The organism is Mesorhizobium sp. P2_F5, from assembly GCF_056403715.1.
Genome location: NZ_JBFUEY010000007.1, coordinates 40,254 through 55,055, shown reverse-complemented (window position 1 = coordinate 55,055; position 14,802 = coordinate 40,254). Strand labels below are relative to the sequence as shown.

Sequence of the window (14,802 nt, the reverse complement as noted above, 5' to 3'; positions counted from 1 at the left end):
AAAGCTGGTGACGTATAGCAACGGCGCGGCAAAAATGCGACTGAGCCAGCGCAGAAATTAACCACTCTGTGGTGAACGGAAACGCCAAGCGGCAACGGGTCTATGACATGCAATATGTGAGTACTCGCGGGGAAGCGCCCGCGCTGGGATTTTCCGACGCGGTGCTGGCCGGACTGGCGCGCGACGGCGGGCTCTATGTGCCGCGCGAGTGGCCGCAGTTTTCGGCAGCCGAGATCCGCGCCATGCGCGGCCTGCCCTATGCCGACCTCGCCATCCGCGTGCTGACGCCGTTCCTCGGCGGCGAGATCGCCGCCCCCGTCTTCGAACGCCTGGTGCGCGAAGCCTATGCCACCTTCCGCCACCAGGCCGTCTGCCCGCTGGTGCAGACCGGCCCGAACACTTTCATCCTCGAACTCTTCCACGGTCCGACGCTGGCCTTCAAAGACGTCGCCATGCAGCTGCTTGCCCGGCTGATGGACCATGTGCTGGCCGAGCGCGGCCAGCGCGCCACGATCGTCGGCGCCACGTCGGGCGACACTGGCGGTGCGGCCATCGACGCCTTTGCCGGCCGCGACCGCACCGATATCTTCGTGCTGTTCCCGCATGGCCGCGTCTCGCCGGTGCAGCAGCGGCAGATGACGACATCGACCGCGGCCAACGTCCAAGCGCTGGCCATCGAAGGCAATTTCGACGATTGCCAGGGGTTGCTGAAGGATATGTTCAACGACCACGCCTTTCGCGATGGGGTGTCGCTGTCGGGCGTCAATTCGATCAACTGGGCCCGCATCATGGCCCAGATCGTCTATTATTTTTCCTCGGCGCTTTCGCTCGGCGCGCCGGACCGGCCTGTTTCCTTCACCGTGCCGACCGGCAATTTCGGCGACATCTTTGCGGGTTATGCCGCCAAGAAGATGGGCCTGCCGATCGAGCGACTGATCGTCGCCACCAACGACAACGACATTTTGGCGCGCACTTTCGCGACCGGCGAATACCGCACCAAGGGTGTGTTTGCGACCACGTCGCCATCGATGGACATCCAGGTGTCGTCGAACTTCGAGCGCCTGCTGTTCGAGGCCTCCGACCGCAATGCCGAGACCGTTCGGCGTTACATGGCCGGGCTGAAGCAGTCCGGCGCCTTCACCATCGAAACGGCTGAAATGGCCAGGATGCGGGCCGAATTCGACGCCGGCCGCGCTGACATGGATGAAGTCGCCGCCACCATCCGTTCGACGCTGGAAACAAGCAATTATCTCCTCGACCCGCACACGGCGGCCGCCGTGCATGTCGCCGCCGGCAAGGCTGCCGGCGCAGTGCCGATGGTGGTGCTGGGCACCGCCCATCCGGCGAAGTTCCCGGCCGCCGTCGAAGCCGCCTGCGGCGTGTCGCCGACCCTGCCCGCATGGCTGGGGTCCTTGATGTCAGCCGACGAAAAATACACGGTACTTCCATCCGACCTGAAAATGGTGGAAGATTACGTGAGCCGCCACTCAAGGGCAGCGCGTTAGGGAGTACTTGCCATATGGGTGTTGAGGTAAGCCGTCTGTCGAACGGCCTGACAGTCGCCACCGAAACCCTTCCAAGCCTCGAATCCGTTGCCCTTGGTGCCTGGGTCAAGTCGGGCGCTCGCAATGAGCGTGACGAAGAGCACGGAATGGCCCATTTGCTCGAGCATATGGCCTTCAAGGGCACGAAAAGGCGCAGCGCCTTCGAAATCGCCTCGGAAATCGAGGATGTCGGCGGCGAGATCAACGCCGCCACCAGCGTCGAGACGACATCCTACTATGCCAGGGTGTTGTCCGACGACGTGCCGCTGGCCGTCGATATTCTTGCCGACATCCTGCAGGAGTCCGAATTCGATCCGCAGGAGCTGGAACGCGAGCAGCATGTGATCCTGCAGGAGATCGGCGCCGCGCACGACACGCCCGACGACATCGTCTTCGACCGTTTCACCGAGACAGCCTTCCGCCATCAGACGATCGGCCGCTCGATCCTCGGCACGCCGGAAACCGTCAAATCCTTCACCTCCAAACAGCTGCATAATTTCATCGAGCGCCAATATGGCGCCGAGCGCATGGTGGTGGTGGCGGCCGGCGACATCAAGCACGACAATTTCGTGCGCGAGGTGGAAAAGCAGCTCGGCGGCTTCCGCAGCAAGGCCGACAGCACGATGCCGCAATATGCGCAGTATGTCGGCGGCGATTTCCGTGAAGACCGCGACCTGATGGACGCCCAGATCGTGCTCGGCTTCGAAGGCCGCGCCTATCATGTGCGCGACTTCTACGCCTCGCAGGTGCTGTCGATGATCCTCGGCGGCGGCATGTCATCGCGCCTGTTCCAGGAAGTGCGCGAAAAGCGCGGCCTGTGTTATTCCGTCTATGCCTTCCACTGGGGCTTTTCCGACACCGGCATTTTCGGCGTGCATGCCGCGACCGGGCAGAGCGATATCGCCGAACTGGTGCCGGTCATCATCGACGAGTTGCAGAAGGCCGGCGAAAACATCCTGCAGGAAGAACTCGACCGGGCGCGCGCGCAATACCGCGCCGGACTGATCATGTCGGCCGAAAGCCCGGCCAGCCGCGCCTCGCAGATCGCCAGGCAGTTGCTTCTGTTCGGCCGGCCGATCGCCAAGGAGGAGTTGATGGAACGGCTGTCGGCGCTGACGATCGAGCGACTGACCGACCTGTCGTCACGGCTGTTTTCGACCAAGCCGACGCTGACCGCCGTCGGCCCCGTGGGTACGCTCGCGCCCTATGAGGCGATCCTCGATTCACTTGCGGGCACGCACACCACGGCCCGCAAGCTCGCCGTCTAAGTCCCCCTAAAGGCGCCCCGTGTTCGCGCTCCCTTTCTTTCGCCGTGACCTGCCGGCACTGAAGGGCGACCGGGTGACGCTGCGCGTGCCGTACACCAACGACTATCGCGAATGGTCGGCACTGCGCGGTGAAAGCCGCGGCTTCCTCGAACCGTGGGAGCCGCGCTGGACGCCCGACGAACTCGACCGCACCGCCTGGCGGCTGCGCATCGGCCGCTACCGCGAAGATTATGCGCAGGGAACCGCCATCGCTTTCTTCATCTTCGAGAAGGCCAGCGGCAAGCTCGCCGGTGGCATTACGCTGGGCAACATCCGCCACGGCGTCTCCCAAAGCGGCCATGTCGGCTACTGGATCGGCGAGCGTTTCGGCGGCCGCGGCCTGATGACCGACGCGGTCAAGGTGGTCTGCCGCTTCGCCTTCGATACGCTGAGGTTGCACCGGATCGAAGCTGCCTGTATTCCCGACAACGCCCGGTCGATCCGCGTGCTTGAAAAAGCCGGATTCCGGCGCGAAGGACTTTTGCGATCCTACCTCAGGATCAACGGCATCTGGCAGGACCACTACCTCTACGCCCGGATCGCGGACGATCCGCCGGGCGGTGGAACGAAGGACTGATTTTTGACGAATTTCCTGCGAAACGGGTCGCTGTTGGCCTTTGTTCTGGCGGCTGTCGTCACGCTCTGCGCGGCGCTCCCGGCCTTCGCCGTCGAGCCGATCAAGATTGCCCGTGACGATGTCGCGCTCGACCTGTCGCGCGCCGTCGAAATCTACGTCAATCAGGGCGAAAACTTCCAGGTGTCGACCGCGCCCGGCCCCGACGGCATCGTGCGGCGCATCGAGGTCGAGGCCAATGACGCGCGCTCGAGCGGTGACTGGGCGGTGTTTGCGCTCGCCAACACCACCGACCAGCAGCTCGACCGGCTGATCGTGGCGCCGCATTTCAGGCTGGTGAATTCGGGCATCTTCTGGCCCGATCTCGGTGCCACCCGCATCGCCGCGATCACACCCAGCGAGGGCTTCGCGCTCGACCGCCAGTCGAGCCCCGACGCCGACGTGTTCCGGGTGACGCTGAACCCGGGAACGGTGATCACCTTCATCGCCGAACTCGCCTCGCCCAAGCTGCCGCAGGTCTATCTCTGGGAGCCGGAAGCCTACAAGGACTCGGTCAATTCCTACACGCTGTTCCGAGGCATCGTCATCGGCATTGCCGGCCTGCTGGCGCTGTTCCTGACCATCCTGTTCGTCGTCAAGGGAACCTCGATGTTCCCGGCGACCGCAGCCCTTGCCTGGGCAGTGCTCGCCTATATCTGCGTCGATTTCGGCTTTTTAAACAAGATCATAGAGATATCGCCCGGAAATGAGCAGATGTGGCGAGCGGGAACGGAGGTGGCGCTTGCGGCGACCTTTGTGGTGTTCCTGTTCGCCTATCTCAACCTTAACCGATGGCACGGCCATTTCAGCTATGGCGCGCTGGTCTGGATCCTCGGCCTGGTGCTGATTGCGGGTGTGGCGATCGTCGATCCGGCCGTAGCCTCAGGCATCGCCCGTCTGTCCTTTGCCGCGACCGCGCTGACCGGGCTTGGCCTGATCATCCTGCTTGGTATTCGTGGTTATGATCGTGCGATCATGCTGGTGCCCAGTTGGGTGATGGTGCTGTTGTGGCTATGCGGTTCGTGGATGGCGATCACCGGCATGCTCGACAACGACATCGCCCAGCCGGCACTGGGCGGCGGGCTGATCCTGATCATTCTGCTCATCGGCTTCACCGTCATGCAGCATGCCTTTGCCGGCGGCGCGCTGCATCAGGGCCTGTTCTCCGATCTCGAGCGCCAGGCGCTGGCGGTGGCCGGCTCCGGCGACACCGTGTGGGACTGGGACGTGCTGCGCGACCGCGTCGTCACCAAGCCCGATGTCAGCATTCAGCTTGGCCTGGCGCCCAACAGCCTGGGGGGTGCGGCGCGCAACTGGCTGCCGGTGCTGCATGCCGACGACCGCGACACTTTCCGCACCACGCTCGACGTGGTTCTGGAACACCGGCGTGGCCGGGTGTCTCAGAATTTCCGCCTGCGCGGCGCTGACGGGCACTACCACTGGTTCTTGCTTCGGGCGCGGCCGGTGATCGGCTCGGATGGCGAAGTGATTCGCTGCGTCGGCACCATGGTCGACGTCACCGAGCAGAAAAAGTCCGAGGAAAGGCTGCTGCATGATGCCGTTCACGATAATCTGACCGGCCTGCCCAACCGCGAACTTTTGATGAACCGGCTAGAAGCCATCATCTCGATCGCGCGCACCGAAGAGAAGGTGCGCCCCACCGTCTTCGTCATCGACATCGACCGGTTCAAGCAGGTCAATGACGGGCTTGGCATCTCGGCCGGCGACACCATCCTGCTCACCATAGCGCGCCGCCTGCACCGGCTGTTGAAGCCGAAGGATTCGCTGTCGCGCTTTGCCGGCGACCAGTTCGCGCTGATGCTGCTTTCCGAACAGGACCCTTCGCGCATCGCCGCGGTCGCCGACGCCATCAAGCACGCCATCAACAACCCGATCACCTTCGCCAAGCGCGAGATCGTGCTGACCGCCTCGATCGGCCTGATCACCTGGACCTCGGCGCAGACTTCAGCGGAGGACATGGTCAAGGATGCCGAGCTTGCCATGCACCAGGCCAAGCGCTTCGGCGGTGACAGGATCGAGCCGTTTAGGCCCGCCTTCCGTACCGTCGGCACCGACCGGCTGCAATTCGAATCCGATCTGCGCCGCGCCATCGAGCGACGCGAATTCACCCTTGCCTACCAGCCGATCGTGCGGCTGGAGGACGGCAGCATTGCCGGCTTCGAGGCGCTGCTGCGCTGGGACCATCCGCGCCGCGGCATGATCCCGCCGGGTGATTTCATTCCGGTCGCCGAAAGCTGTGGCCTGATCGTGCAGCTCGGCCTGTTCGCCATGCAGCAAGCGGCCGAGGACCTCGCCGGCTGGCAAAAGCAGATCGGCGACACACCGCTGTCGGTGTCGGTCAACCTGTCCAGCCGCCAGCTGATCCGCCGCGACCTGGTCAGCGATGTCCGCTCGGTCATCGCGCGCGCCAATCTCAAGCCGCGCTGCTTCCGGCTCGAACTCACCGAGTCGCTGGTGATGGACAATCCCGAGCAGACCTCGCATGTGCTGACCAAGCTGAAACAGCTCGGCATCGGCCTGTCGCTCGACGATTTCGGCACCGGCTATTCGTCGCTCGCCTATCTGACGCGCTTCCCCTTCGACACCATCAAGATCGACAAGAGCTTCGTCGACGACGCGACGCCAAAGCGCGCGGTGCTGCTCAAATCCATGGTCAACATGGCGCATGAGCTCGGTCTGTCGGTGGTGGCCGAGGGCATTTCGGACGAAAGCGATGCGCTGGAACTGCGCCAGATGGGCTGCGAATACGTCCAGAGCTTCATGTTCGGCGCACCGATGCCCGGCGACCAGGTGCTGAAGGCGCTGAAGGAGCAGTATCCGATGACGCAGGCTTAGTGGGCCGACTCCAGCGTTTGGAGCCCTCTTGTTCGGGCTGCGACGATGGCGTCGGGTCTGCACGCCAAACGAATGGTTTTCATGCCCGGTTGTGCTCGGCGGTGAAGCGGTGGATGGTAGCCTGGAGGTCTGCAACCGACCGGAAGACGCTACGCTTGGGGAAGAATGGCCATGAAGCTCGGCTTTATTGGTGCGGGTGCAATCACCGAGGCCATCGTGCGTGGTCTGATGGAAGCGGAATTCCCACTTTCGGAGATTATCGTGTCGGCGCGTGGGGCTGCGACAGCAGCGCGATTGGCCGCATCTTTCGAAAAGGTGCGTGTTTGCAATGACAATCAGGAGATCGTCGATGTTTCCGATATCCTTTTTCTCGCGGTACGACCGCAAATCGCCGAGGAGGTCATTTCTCCTCTGGCATTCCCAGGGGACACGGCGATCGTCAGTCTAATCGCCATGCTGCCGGCCGAGAAGATCGCAGAGTGGATCGAGCACCCGGTCGATGTCACGCGTGCGATACCCTTGCCGTCTGTGGCCAACCGATCTGGCGTGACCGTAATCTATCCCGCTTCCGACCGCCTTACCCAGCTATTCGGCGCCCTGGGCACAGTGGTCAACGCGACTTCGATTGAGGAATTCAACGGCTATAGCGCCGCAGGCTCACTGATGGCGACCTACTTCGGTTGTCTGGAAACCGCAGTCCAATGGATGGTGGACCACGGCGCAGAATACGGAAGGGCAAGAACGTATATCGCACAGCTCTTTTTTGGTCTGGCGCAAACTTCGATCAAAGGCCACGCGACCTTCGAGACTCTCGTCGGCGCTCATTCGACTTCGCAAGGGCTGAATGAGCAGGCCTATCGCGTCTTCGTCGAAAGCGGTGGCACGGATGCCTTGGCGGCGGCAATGGAAAGCGTTGCAGCCCGGATAGACTCATCCTTCGCTTAGTGTTGCGATCGTGCGCACTGCCTCCCCCGATCGGACTCTTTCGTCTCGGTCAAACCACCCGATCAGGCGTGCCCAGCGGCGAGGCTGAGATGCGCCAGGTCGATGCCGATACTGGCCAGGATGCGGTCGTATTTGCGTTCGATGTCGGTGTCGAACAGAAGCTCCGGCGTGGCCGGACAGGTCAGCCAGCCATTCTCGGCGATCTCGGTTTCCAGCTGGCCGGCGCCCCAGCCGGAATAGCCGAGCGCCATCAGCGCGCGGCGCGGGCCACGGCCCGACGAGATGGCGCGCAAGATGTCGACGGTGGCGGTCAGGCAGATATCGTCGGAAACGGTGAGCGAGGATTCCACCCGGTAGTCGCCCGAATGCAGGACGAAGCCGCGGCTGCGGTCGACCGGGCCGCCATTGCGTACGACGAAGTCGCGGGCCTGCGCCGGCAGCCGGATCGCCTCCTGCTCGTTCATGATGCCGAGCTGCACCAGAAGATCGGGAAACAGCATCTGCTGCGTCTGGTTGATGATTAGGCCCATCGCGCCTTCGTCGCTGTGCGCGCAGATGTAGATGACCGAGCGCGTGAAGCGGTCGTCCTTCATGCCGGGCATGGCAATCAGGAACTGGTCGTCGAGAAAGCCGCGTCCGCCGGCCGTCTTTTTGTGGCGCAACAAGTCCATGGAAGGGAGCGTAACGCGTTTCCGACACGCCGAAAAGATGCGCCGCGCGCGATTCGCCCAAAGCCCAATGGCTGGAACAACGGATTCCTGATTACCAACTTCCCCCGGCTGATTGCTTGAACTCGACTGTTCCTTGCCCAAAGGTCACGCAAATATGATACGCAGAGCGCCATGAAAACATTGCGCGGCCATGAACTGACGATCAAATCACCGCCATGCAAAGCTTGAAAATCCTGCTGCTCGGCGCCGCAATCGGATGCGGAGCAGCCCTGCCCGCCGCGGCTTCCTCTTCGGACTGGTACAACAGCGAAGGCGGCAAGGTGCGCCTGGTGACCTCAGGCAAGGCCGATGAGGCCGGCCGTATCCATGGCGTGCTCGACATTGCGCTCAAGCCCGGCTGGAAGACCTATTGGCGCGATCCGGGCGATGCCGGCGTGCCGCCGCAGATCGATGTCTCGGCCAGCACCAACATCACCGATGCGGCATTTTCCTTCCCGCCGCCGCAGCGCCATGACGACGGTTACGGCAAATGGGCCGGCTACAACCATCCGGTTTCGCTGCCGGTGACATTCACCCTGTCGTCGCCTGGGGATGCAGCCGTCATCGATGCCGACATCTTTCTCGGCATCTGCGAGACGATCTGCATTCCGGTGCAGACGCGGCTGAGCGTCGATCCCGCCGCCGATCCCGACAATGCCGAGGATGCGGCACTGGTGAAGGCGGCCCTTGCCACCTTGCCCGCCCCTGCCAAGGCCGATTTCGGCATCAAGGTCTTGGCAGCTGACCATGAGACACTGGTCGTCGAGGCGACCTTTCCCGGCGATCCGGAGGCGGCGGATTTCTTCGTTGCCGGCGAACGCGACTACATGTTCGGCGCCCCGGCGCGCAGCGAAAAGGACGGCCGGCTGGTGTTTACCATTCCGATCCTCGACCGGCCGTCGACGACACCGACCGATGGCGGGTTGTATTATACGCTGACAAGTGCGCAAGGCGCGGTCGAGGGCGTCTTGCCTTTCCCATGATACATAACCCGATTCAGGCTTTCCCTTGATCCAGGGCTTGTCGGCGGTTGCGGGAGATGCCTGATTTCGCTATCGCAAGAAACCTTCCCTGCTTTTCACACGAGGACCATCATGACCATTGCCGTTGGCGATAAGCTGCCCGATGCGACCTTCAAGGAAATGACCGCCGACGGCGCCAAGGTGATCACCTCGGCCGAGATTTTTGCGGGCAAGAAGGTCGTGCTGTTCGGCGTTCCCGGCGCCTTCACGCCGACCTGCAGCAACAACCATCTGCCGGGCTATCTCGAGAACCACGATGCCATCCTGGCGCGCGGCGTCGACACCATCGCCGTCGTCTCGGTCAACGACGCCCACGTCATGGGCGCCTGGGCGAATTTCACTGGCGGTGAAGGTAAGATCCTCTATCTCGCCGATGGCAATGGCGACTTCGCCAAGTCGGTCGGCCTCGATTTCGTAAGCAGCGATATGGGGCTACGCTCGCGACGCTTCTCGATGATCGTCGACAATGGCAAGGTCACCGCGCTCAATGTCGAGACCAAGCCCGGTGTCGACACATCCGGTGCGGCTCACATTCTGAGCCAGCTCTAAACCGCGGCCGCGTCGGGTCATGCGCGCCATGGCCTGACCACGGCGCGCTTCCTGCCGGATTGCCTACTTTGGGGGACATCGACGATGTTTGACATCATCTGGCGCAGTGTTGCGATCGGCATCGGCGCCACGGTGCTGATGGATCTCTGGGCGATGTTCCTGCATCTGGCACTCGGCCAGCCATGGCCGAACTGGGGGCCGCCCGGCCGCTGGGTCTGGCATCTTAGGGAAGGCAAGGTCTTCCACGATGATATCGCCCATGCCGCACCCTATGCGCATGAGCAGGCGCTGGGCTGGGGCTTCCACTATTTCACCGGCATCGTCTACGGCTTCATCCTGGTGGCGCTGGTGGGCAGGGCATGGCTGGACGCACCGACCTTCCTGCCGGCCTTCATCCTCGGTATGGTCACCATTGGCGCCGGCTGGTTCCTGCTGGCGCCTGGCATGGGCGCCGGCTGGGCCGCCTCGAAGCGCCCCAGCCCGATGCAGATTCGCGCCTTCAACGTGATCTCGCACACGGTGTTCGCACTCGGCCTCTATGGCACGGCGCTGCTGATCCGTTAGGGACAACTCTATTCAGCGACGGCGCGCGGCTTCATCGCGGCGACAGTGTCGATGATCTCCTGACGCAGCGCGTCTTTCTCCGCCTCGAACTGCTCTCGTGTGATGCCCTGGCCGCCGGTGGCGGTGACACCGAATTCCTCCAGCGCGGATTCGTAGCGCGCCTTCCATCGGACCACGTGCCCGGTCACGGCCTGGGTGAGCGCCGGAACCGGGCCCGGATGAGCCGGCAGGCCGCATGACTGCGCGGTCCGCGCATCCGCCGCCAGCATGACGACGTTCCAATCGTCGAAGCCGATGAGATCCATCTGGGCATAGAGGAACGCCCCATGCTCGCCGTCCCAGATCGACTGGTCGATGACCAGAAAGGGCATGGCGCGGCAATGGCCGTGGCGTGCCGCCATCTCAGCGTTGAAGGTCTCGGTGCGCACCTGAAGCCGGTACCTGGCCGCAGCGAAGAGAGCGATGTAGTCATCCGCCGTGCGCATGATGTTGCGCTGGTCGTCCGGCGCGAAGCCGGCCTCACGCAGGAAGGAGCCGATCTTCGGATCGTCCCAGAGCTGCTTTGAGAAAACGCGCGTCACCCCGTCGCGATCCGGAGTCGGCCGCATCGTTTGTTTCAGCTCCGCAAAGCTTTGCTTGTCCTTGCCGAAAGTCCTGCGTCCGAACATCGCCGCAATTCCCCATACCGGGTTGATTGCCGCAATCTATCGCGCGGGCATGAAATCGGCTTTAAGCCAAAGCTTACAATTGCTGGTTTCTGGCCAACGCGAGCCGACTTAGCCAAAGGCGCATTTGGCATGCAGAAGCGATCAGAATAGACGGTTCAAATCTCGTCGCCCGTCGACCACCCGGACGATCTCCACAGCATCGACAGGGCCATCATCTGTATCCGGGTTCGTTTCGTAAAGCAGCAGGAACGGCGCCGCTACGAGCATTCGGGCCGAAGGCCTAATGTCGGGCCGCCTCACCCCCAAGCGCGGCTGATCCGAAAGCTGCATCGCCCGCGCTTCTATCCAATCATAGTAGCGGTCGGCGGCCCCGATATTCTCAACGCCGATTGTCGTATAAATGTCGATGAGGTCTGCTCTGGCCGCCGGCGACCAGACAATCCTAACGGTCGTTCGGCGAAGCTTCCGCCAGCTTTTGCCGGGCTTCCTTTCGCAGGGTGTCGAAGTCCAAGGGCTCGGGTTTTCCGCTTGCCTTGCCTTCATCCCAAAGCCGCCGCAACCGACCCACATCCTCCTGCCGCAGTTCGCGCTTGGCCAGCCAATCTCGCATCGCTTCGCGCACAATCTCGCTCGTGGTTGCGTATTCGCCCGCGTCCACAACCTCGCGCATGACGGCCGCCTGTCGCGTCGTGACGGCCACGCTTATTTTTTCAACATTTGCCATTGGGGCGTCATCCTTTGCTCAAAGGTAGTAAATAATACTCCTTTTGCTACCTGGGAACAATTGCTGGCTTGAGATTGACCGTATCCGAAGCCTTCGGCCAGATCAGCCACTTTGGAGCGGCGCCAGACTGTCGATTGGCCACCATCCGTGGACGACGCGAAGCGCGCCGACATCATAGGCGAAAAAGTTCCCACCTCCCGCCGGCTGGTCCGCCTCGCGGCTGATTTCGCGACCGCTAAGCGAGAGCAGCAGCAGCGTTCCGACGCCGCCATGGCCGACGAAGGCAATATCGCCGCTGCGGGCGATCTCGAGCACCGTTTCGACCTCGCGGACAATGCGCTGCTGGGCGTCGATGGCGCGCTCCCAGCCGCGGATGCTTGTGTGCGGGTTGGCGAAGAACTGGTCGGCGACTGCCTCGAACTCCGGCGGCGGCAGGAAGCCGGTTGCCGACCGATCGTTCTCATGCATGCGCTCCCTCACCTCGACCGCAAGGCCAAGATGTTTGCCAAGGATCTCGGCGGTCTCGATCGCTTTGCGCTCAGCCGACGAGACGACGCGCCGGATTGAGCCGACCCATGGCTGATCGAGCATGACCAACGCCCTCGCCCGCCCGATCTCGGACAGGCCCCAGTCAGGGACCGGAACGTTGGCATCGATCTGAACCTGAGGATGGGTGATGAAGTATGCGATCGGCACGGGTGAGGTGTTCCTGCCGTCAGCTCGAGCTCAATAACTCTGCGTCGAGCGCCGTGCTCTTGGGGCCGCCGGCTGCTTGTCGGATGCTGCCGGCTTCAGCGCGGCTGCAGGTTTCGGCGCGGCAGGTTTGGCCGAGCCCTTCTTGAACGGCGCCATACCTTCACGCGCGAGCTCATCGGCGCGTTCGTTCTCGGTATGGCCGGCATGGCCCTTGACCCAGTTCCAGGTCACTTTGTGGCGCCTGTTGGCCTCGTCCAGCGCCTGCCAGAGCTCGCCGTTCTTGACCGGCTTCTTGTCGGCGGTCTTCCAGCCGTTTTTCTTCCAGCCATGGATCCATTTGGAAATGCCGTCCATGACATATTTGCTGTCGGTGTGAAGCTCGACGGCGCACGGTTCCTTGAGCGCGTTCAGCGCCGAGATGGCGGCCAGCAGTTCCATGCGGTTGTTGGTGGTCTCGGCCTCGCCGCCCGACAATTCCTTGGTCTTGCCGTTGAAGCGCAGGATGGCGCCCCAACCGCCGGGACCAGGATTGCCCGAGCAGGCGCCGTCGGTGAAGATTTCAACCTGCTTGGTCATGTCAGTCCATATTCCGAAGGAGACCTGATCGCGCGGTGGAAGCGCATGCGGCGAATATATTCGGTCGGATCGCGCTTCATGACCAGCCCGCCATCAGGAACGGTTAGCCAGTCATAGAGCCGGGTCAGCATGAAGCGCAGCGCCGAGCCGCGGGCCAGCATCGGCAACGCCGCTTTCTCAACAGTGCTCAAGGGCCGCACGCTCTGATAGCCGGCCAGCAGCGCCGTGCCCTTGGTGAGATTGAAGGAAAAATCCTTCTCGAAACACCAGGCGTTGAGGCAGGTGGCGACGTCATAGGCGTAGAGGTCGTTGCAGGCGAAATAGAAATCGATCAGGCCGGACAGTTTTTCGCCGAGGAAGAAGACGTTGTCCGGGAACAGGTCGGCATGGATGATGCCTTGCGGCAGGCCCTGTGGCCAATGCCGTTCGAAATCGGCGAAATCGGCGTCGACCTCGGCCGCAAGTCCCGGCTCGACCTCGTCGGCGCGGCCACGCGAGGCATTCCAGAGCTTGCGCCAGCCGTCGATGGCAAGCGCGTTGTCGCGCGTCATCGCAAAATCCTGGCCGGCCAGATGCAAGGCGGCCAGCGCCTTGCCGACCTCCGCGCAATGCGCCGCTGTCGGCCGCCTGAGCGACAGGCCTTCGAGGAAGGTGATGATGACCGCCGGCCGCCCGGCCAGCGTGCCGATGACGGTGCCGTCATGCGCGGTCACCGGCAGCGGGCAGGAAATGCCTTTGCGAGCGAGATGGCCCATCAGGCCGAGGAAGAACGGCAGGTCGGCCTTGTCGACGCGCTTCTCGTAGAGCGTCAATATGTAGGCGCCGCTCGATGTGTGCAGCAAAAAGTTCGAATTCTCGGTGCCTTCGGCAATCCCCTTGTAGGACAAGAGTTCGCCGACCGGATAAGCGTTGAGGAACGCGCCGAGTTCGCCCTCGTTGACATCGGTGTAGACCGCCATGGGCTGTTCACGCGGCTCCGTTGACGAAGGCCATGTCGGCCCGCGTCAGTTCGACATCGCGCAGAACCCGCATGACTGGAAAATCCTCCGTTTCGGTCGCCGTGATCGCGAGATCAATGGTCACCTCGAAGCGCTGGCGGAAGGCATCGATGATTTCGTCGACGATGATCTCCGGCGCCGACGCGCCGGCCGACAGGCCGAGCGTCGAAATGCCCGTGATGTCATTCCACGGAATTTCGGCGGCGCGCTGTACGAGAAGCGACATGGTGGCGCCGGCGCGCTCCGCCACTTCGACAAGACGGCGCGAATTGGAGGAATTGGGCGCACCGACGATCAGATAGAGATCGGCGCCGGCGGCGGTTTCCTTGACCGCTTCCTGGCGGTTGGTGGTGGCGTAGCAGATCGATTCGGCGGCCGGCGCATGCAGTTGCGGGAAGCGCTCCTGCAATGCCCGGATGATGCCAGCGGTGTCCTCGACCGACAGCGTCGTCTGGGTGACGAAGCCGAGCGCCTCGGGGTTCGCGGGCGCAAAGGTCGCGGCGTCGGCTTCGGTTTCGATCAGCGTGACGGCGCCTTCCGCCAACTGGCCCATCGTGCCGATCACTTCCGGGTGCCCGGCGTGGCCGATCAGAAGCACATGGCGACCGAGCCGCTGATGGCGCATCGCCTGCTTGTGCACCTTGGAGACCAACGGGCAGGTGGCGTCGAGATAGAAGAGTTCGCGCGCCTGGGCATCGGCGGGCACCGATTTCGGCACGCCATGGGCCGAGAAGACCACCGGCGACTTGCGATGCTCGGCCGGGATCTCCGAGAGTTCCTCGATGAACACCGCGCCAAGGCTTTGCAGGCCCTCGACGACATAGCGGTTGTGCACGATCTCGTGGCGGACATAGACCGGCGCGCCGTATTTCTTCAGCGCCAGCACGACGATCTGGATGGCGCGGTCGACGCCGGCGCAAAAGCCGCGCGGCTGGCAGAGCCGGATCGTCAGAGGAGGCTTGGTCTTGGTGTGAAGCATGAATCCGGGCCGTTGTTCAGAGGCGAAATGAGGTGTGCACCCCTGCCCTGT

At 63.0% G+C, this 14,802-nt stretch carries 16 protein-coding genes; 8 read left to right on the top strand and 8 right to left on the bottom strand.

Annotated features, from left to right (window positions below; all coding sequences use genetic code 11):
- The first annotated feature begins 107 nt into the window (after window positions 1-107).
- The 5 genes from thrC (at window position 108) to AC1DYO_RS12115 (ending at window position 7,265) form a co-directional block, all read left to right on the top strand.
- Window positions 108-1,505 carry a threonine synthase gene (gene thrC, locus AC1DYO_RS12135; RefSeq protein WP_477263869.1) on the top strand — a complete coding sequence of 466 codons (1,398 nt, stop codon included), beginning with the start codon at window positions 108-110 and terminating at the stop codon, window positions 1,503-1,505.
- 14 nt (window positions 1,506-1,519) lie between these two features.
- A complete protein-coding gene (locus AC1DYO_RS12130; protein WP_477263422.1) occupies window positions 1,520-2,812 on the top strand; it encodes a M16 family metallopeptidase in 1,293 nt (430 codons plus the stop codon).
- 19 nt (window positions 2,813-2,831) lie between these two features.
- Window positions 2,832-3,428, top strand: coding sequence for a GNAT family N-acetyltransferase (locus AC1DYO_RS12125; protein ID WP_181058308.1), 597 nt, complete (start codon window positions 2,832-2,834; stop codon window positions 3,426-3,428).
- Between the two features lie 3 nt (window positions 3,429-3,431).
- Window positions 3,432-6,320 carry an EAL domain-containing protein gene (locus AC1DYO_RS12120; protein WP_477263420.1) on the top strand — a complete coding sequence of 963 codons (2,889 nt, stop codon included), beginning with the start codon at window positions 3,432-3,434 and terminating at the stop codon, window positions 6,318-6,320.
- A 171-nt stretch (window positions 6,321-6,491) separates the two neighbouring features.
- Window positions 6,492-7,265: a pyrroline-5-carboxylate reductase gene (locus tag AC1DYO_RS12115; RefSeq protein WP_477263418.1), complete on the top strand. Its 774-nt coding sequence runs from the start codon at window positions 6,492-6,494 to the stop codon at window positions 7,263-7,265.
- 62 nt (window positions 7,266-7,327) lie between these two features.
- Here AC1DYO_RS12115 and AC1DYO_RS12110 read toward each other — a convergent pair whose 3' ends face one another.
- Window positions 7,328-7,936 (bottom strand): YqgE/AlgH family protein, encoded by a 609-nt coding sequence (locus AC1DYO_RS12110; protein ID WP_477263416.1) that lies wholly within the window; start codon window positions 7,934-7,936, stop codon window positions 7,328-7,330.
- 215 nt (window positions 7,937-8,151) lie between these two features.
- Between AC1DYO_RS12110 and AC1DYO_RS12105 the strand changes: the two genes are divergently transcribed.
- From AC1DYO_RS12105 to AC1DYO_RS12095, 3 genes are all read left to right on the top strand, one after another.
- Complete coding sequence (locus tag AC1DYO_RS12105; protein ID WP_477263414.1) at window positions 8,152-8,958, top strand: protein-disulfide reductase DsbD domain-containing protein; 807 nt, start codon at window positions 8,152-8,154, stop codon at window positions 8,956-8,958.
- Window positions 8,959-9,069: 111 nt separating this feature from the next.
- Window positions 9,070-9,546: a redoxin family protein gene (locus tag AC1DYO_RS12100; protein ID WP_477263412.1), complete on the top strand. Its 477-nt coding sequence runs from the start codon at window positions 9,070-9,072 to the stop codon at window positions 9,544-9,546.
- A gap of 84 nt (window positions 9,547-9,630) precedes the next feature.
- Complete coding sequence (locus tag AC1DYO_RS12095) at window positions 9,631-10,110, top strand: DUF2938 domain-containing protein (RefSeq protein WP_477263410.1); 480 nt, start codon at window positions 9,631-9,633, stop codon at window positions 10,108-10,110.
- A gap of 8 nt (window positions 10,111-10,118) precedes the next feature.
- On the opposite strand, the gene AC1DYO_RS12090 is transcribed toward AC1DYO_RS12095, so the two are convergent.
- From AC1DYO_RS12090 to ispH, 7 genes are all read right to left on the bottom strand, one after another.
- Window positions 10,119-10,778, bottom strand: coding sequence for a hypothetical protein (locus tag AC1DYO_RS12090; RefSeq protein ID WP_477263408.1), 660 nt, complete (start codon window positions 10,776-10,778; stop codon window positions 10,119-10,121).
- 141 nt (window positions 10,779-10,919) lie between these two features.
- Window positions 10,920-11,219, bottom strand: coding sequence for a type II toxin-antitoxin system RelE/ParE family toxin (locus tag AC1DYO_RS12085; RefSeq protein ID WP_477263867.1), 300 nt, complete (start codon window positions 11,217-11,219; stop codon window positions 10,920-10,922).
- A gap of 1 nt (window position 11,220) precedes the next feature.
- Window positions 11,221-11,502, bottom strand: coding sequence for a ribbon-helix-helix domain-containing protein (locus AC1DYO_RS12080; protein ID WP_477263406.1), 282 nt, complete (start codon window positions 11,500-11,502; stop codon window positions 11,221-11,223).
- Window positions 11,503-11,604: 102 nt separating this feature from the next.
- Window positions 11,605-12,198 carry a histidine phosphatase family protein gene (locus AC1DYO_RS12075; protein WP_477263404.1) on the bottom strand — a complete coding sequence of 198 codons (594 nt, stop codon included), beginning with the start codon at window positions 12,196-12,198 and terminating at the stop codon, window positions 11,605-11,607.
- A 30-nt stretch (window positions 12,199-12,228) separates the two neighbouring features.
- Entirely contained in the window at window positions 12,229-12,774 is a 546-nt protein-coding gene (gene rnhA, locus AC1DYO_RS12070) for a ribonuclease HI (protein WP_477263402.1), read from the bottom strand.
- Complete coding sequence (locus AC1DYO_RS12065) at window positions 12,771-13,733, bottom strand: homoserine kinase (protein ID WP_477263400.1); 963 nt, start codon at window positions 13,731-13,733, stop codon at window positions 12,771-12,773. The genes rnhA and AC1DYO_RS12065 overlap by 4 nt, the downstream gene beginning before the upstream one ends.
- 7 nt (window positions 13,734-13,740) lie before the next feature.
- The gene (gene ispH, locus AC1DYO_RS12060) at window positions 13,741-14,751 is read right to left on the bottom strand and encodes a 4-hydroxy-3-methylbut-2-enyl diphosphate reductase (protein WP_477263398.1); all 1,011 of its coding nucleotides are present in this window, start codon (window positions 14,749-14,751) and stop codon (window positions 13,741-13,743) included.
- Window positions 14,752-14,802 lie beyond the last annotated feature (51 nt).

What these genes read in the sequence shown, in the direction of transcription:
- AC1DYO_RS12080 (WP_477263406.1), bottom strand. Translation starts at nt 11,502, where the DNA reads ATGGCAAATGTTGAAAAAATAAGCGTGGCCGTCACGACGCGACAGGCG.
- AC1DYO_RS12105 (WP_477263414.1), top strand. Translation starts at nt 8,152, where the DNA reads ATGCAAAGCTTGAAAATCCTGCTGCTCGGCGCCGCAATCGGATGCGGA.
- AC1DYO_RS12130 (WP_477263422.1), top strand. Translation starts at nt 1,520, where the DNA reads ATGGGTGTTGAGGTAAGCCGTCTGTCGAACGGCCTGACAGTCGCCACC.
- AC1DYO_RS12110 (WP_477263416.1), bottom strand. Translation starts at nt 7,936, where the DNA reads ATGGACTTGTTGCGCCACAAAAAGACGGCCGGCGGACGCGGCTTTCTC.
- AC1DYO_RS12065 (WP_477263400.1), bottom strand. Translation starts at nt 13,733, where the DNA reads ATGGCGGTCTACACCGATGTCAACGAGGGCGAACTCGGCGCGTTCCTC.
- AC1DYO_RS12090 (WP_477263408.1), bottom strand. Translation starts at nt 10,778, where the DNA reads ATGTTCGGACGCAGGACTTTCGGCAAGGACAAGCAAAGCTTTGCGGAG.
- AC1DYO_RS12095 (WP_477263410.1), top strand. Translation starts at nt 9,631, where the DNA reads ATGTTTGACATCATCTGGCGCAGTGTTGCGATCGGCATCGGCGCCACG.
- ispH (WP_477263398.1), bottom strand. Translation starts at nt 14,751, where the DNA reads ATGCTTCACACCAAGACCAAGCCTCCTCTGACGATCCGGCTCTGCCAG.
- AC1DYO_RS12115 (WP_477263418.1), top strand. Translation starts at nt 6,492, where the DNA reads ATGAAGCTCGGCTTTATTGGTGCGGGTGCAATCACCGAGGCCATCGTG.
- rnhA (WP_477263402.1), bottom strand. Translation starts at nt 12,774, where the DNA reads ATGACCAAGCAGGTTGAAATCTTCACCGACGGCGCCTGCTCGGGCAAT.
- thrC (WP_477263869.1), top strand. Translation starts at nt 108, where the DNA reads ATGCAATATGTGAGTACTCGCGGGGAAGCGCCCGCGCTGGGATTTTCC.
- AC1DYO_RS12100 (WP_477263412.1), top strand. Translation starts at nt 9,070, where the DNA reads ATGACCATTGCCGTTGGCGATAAGCTGCCCGATGCGACCTTCAAGGAA.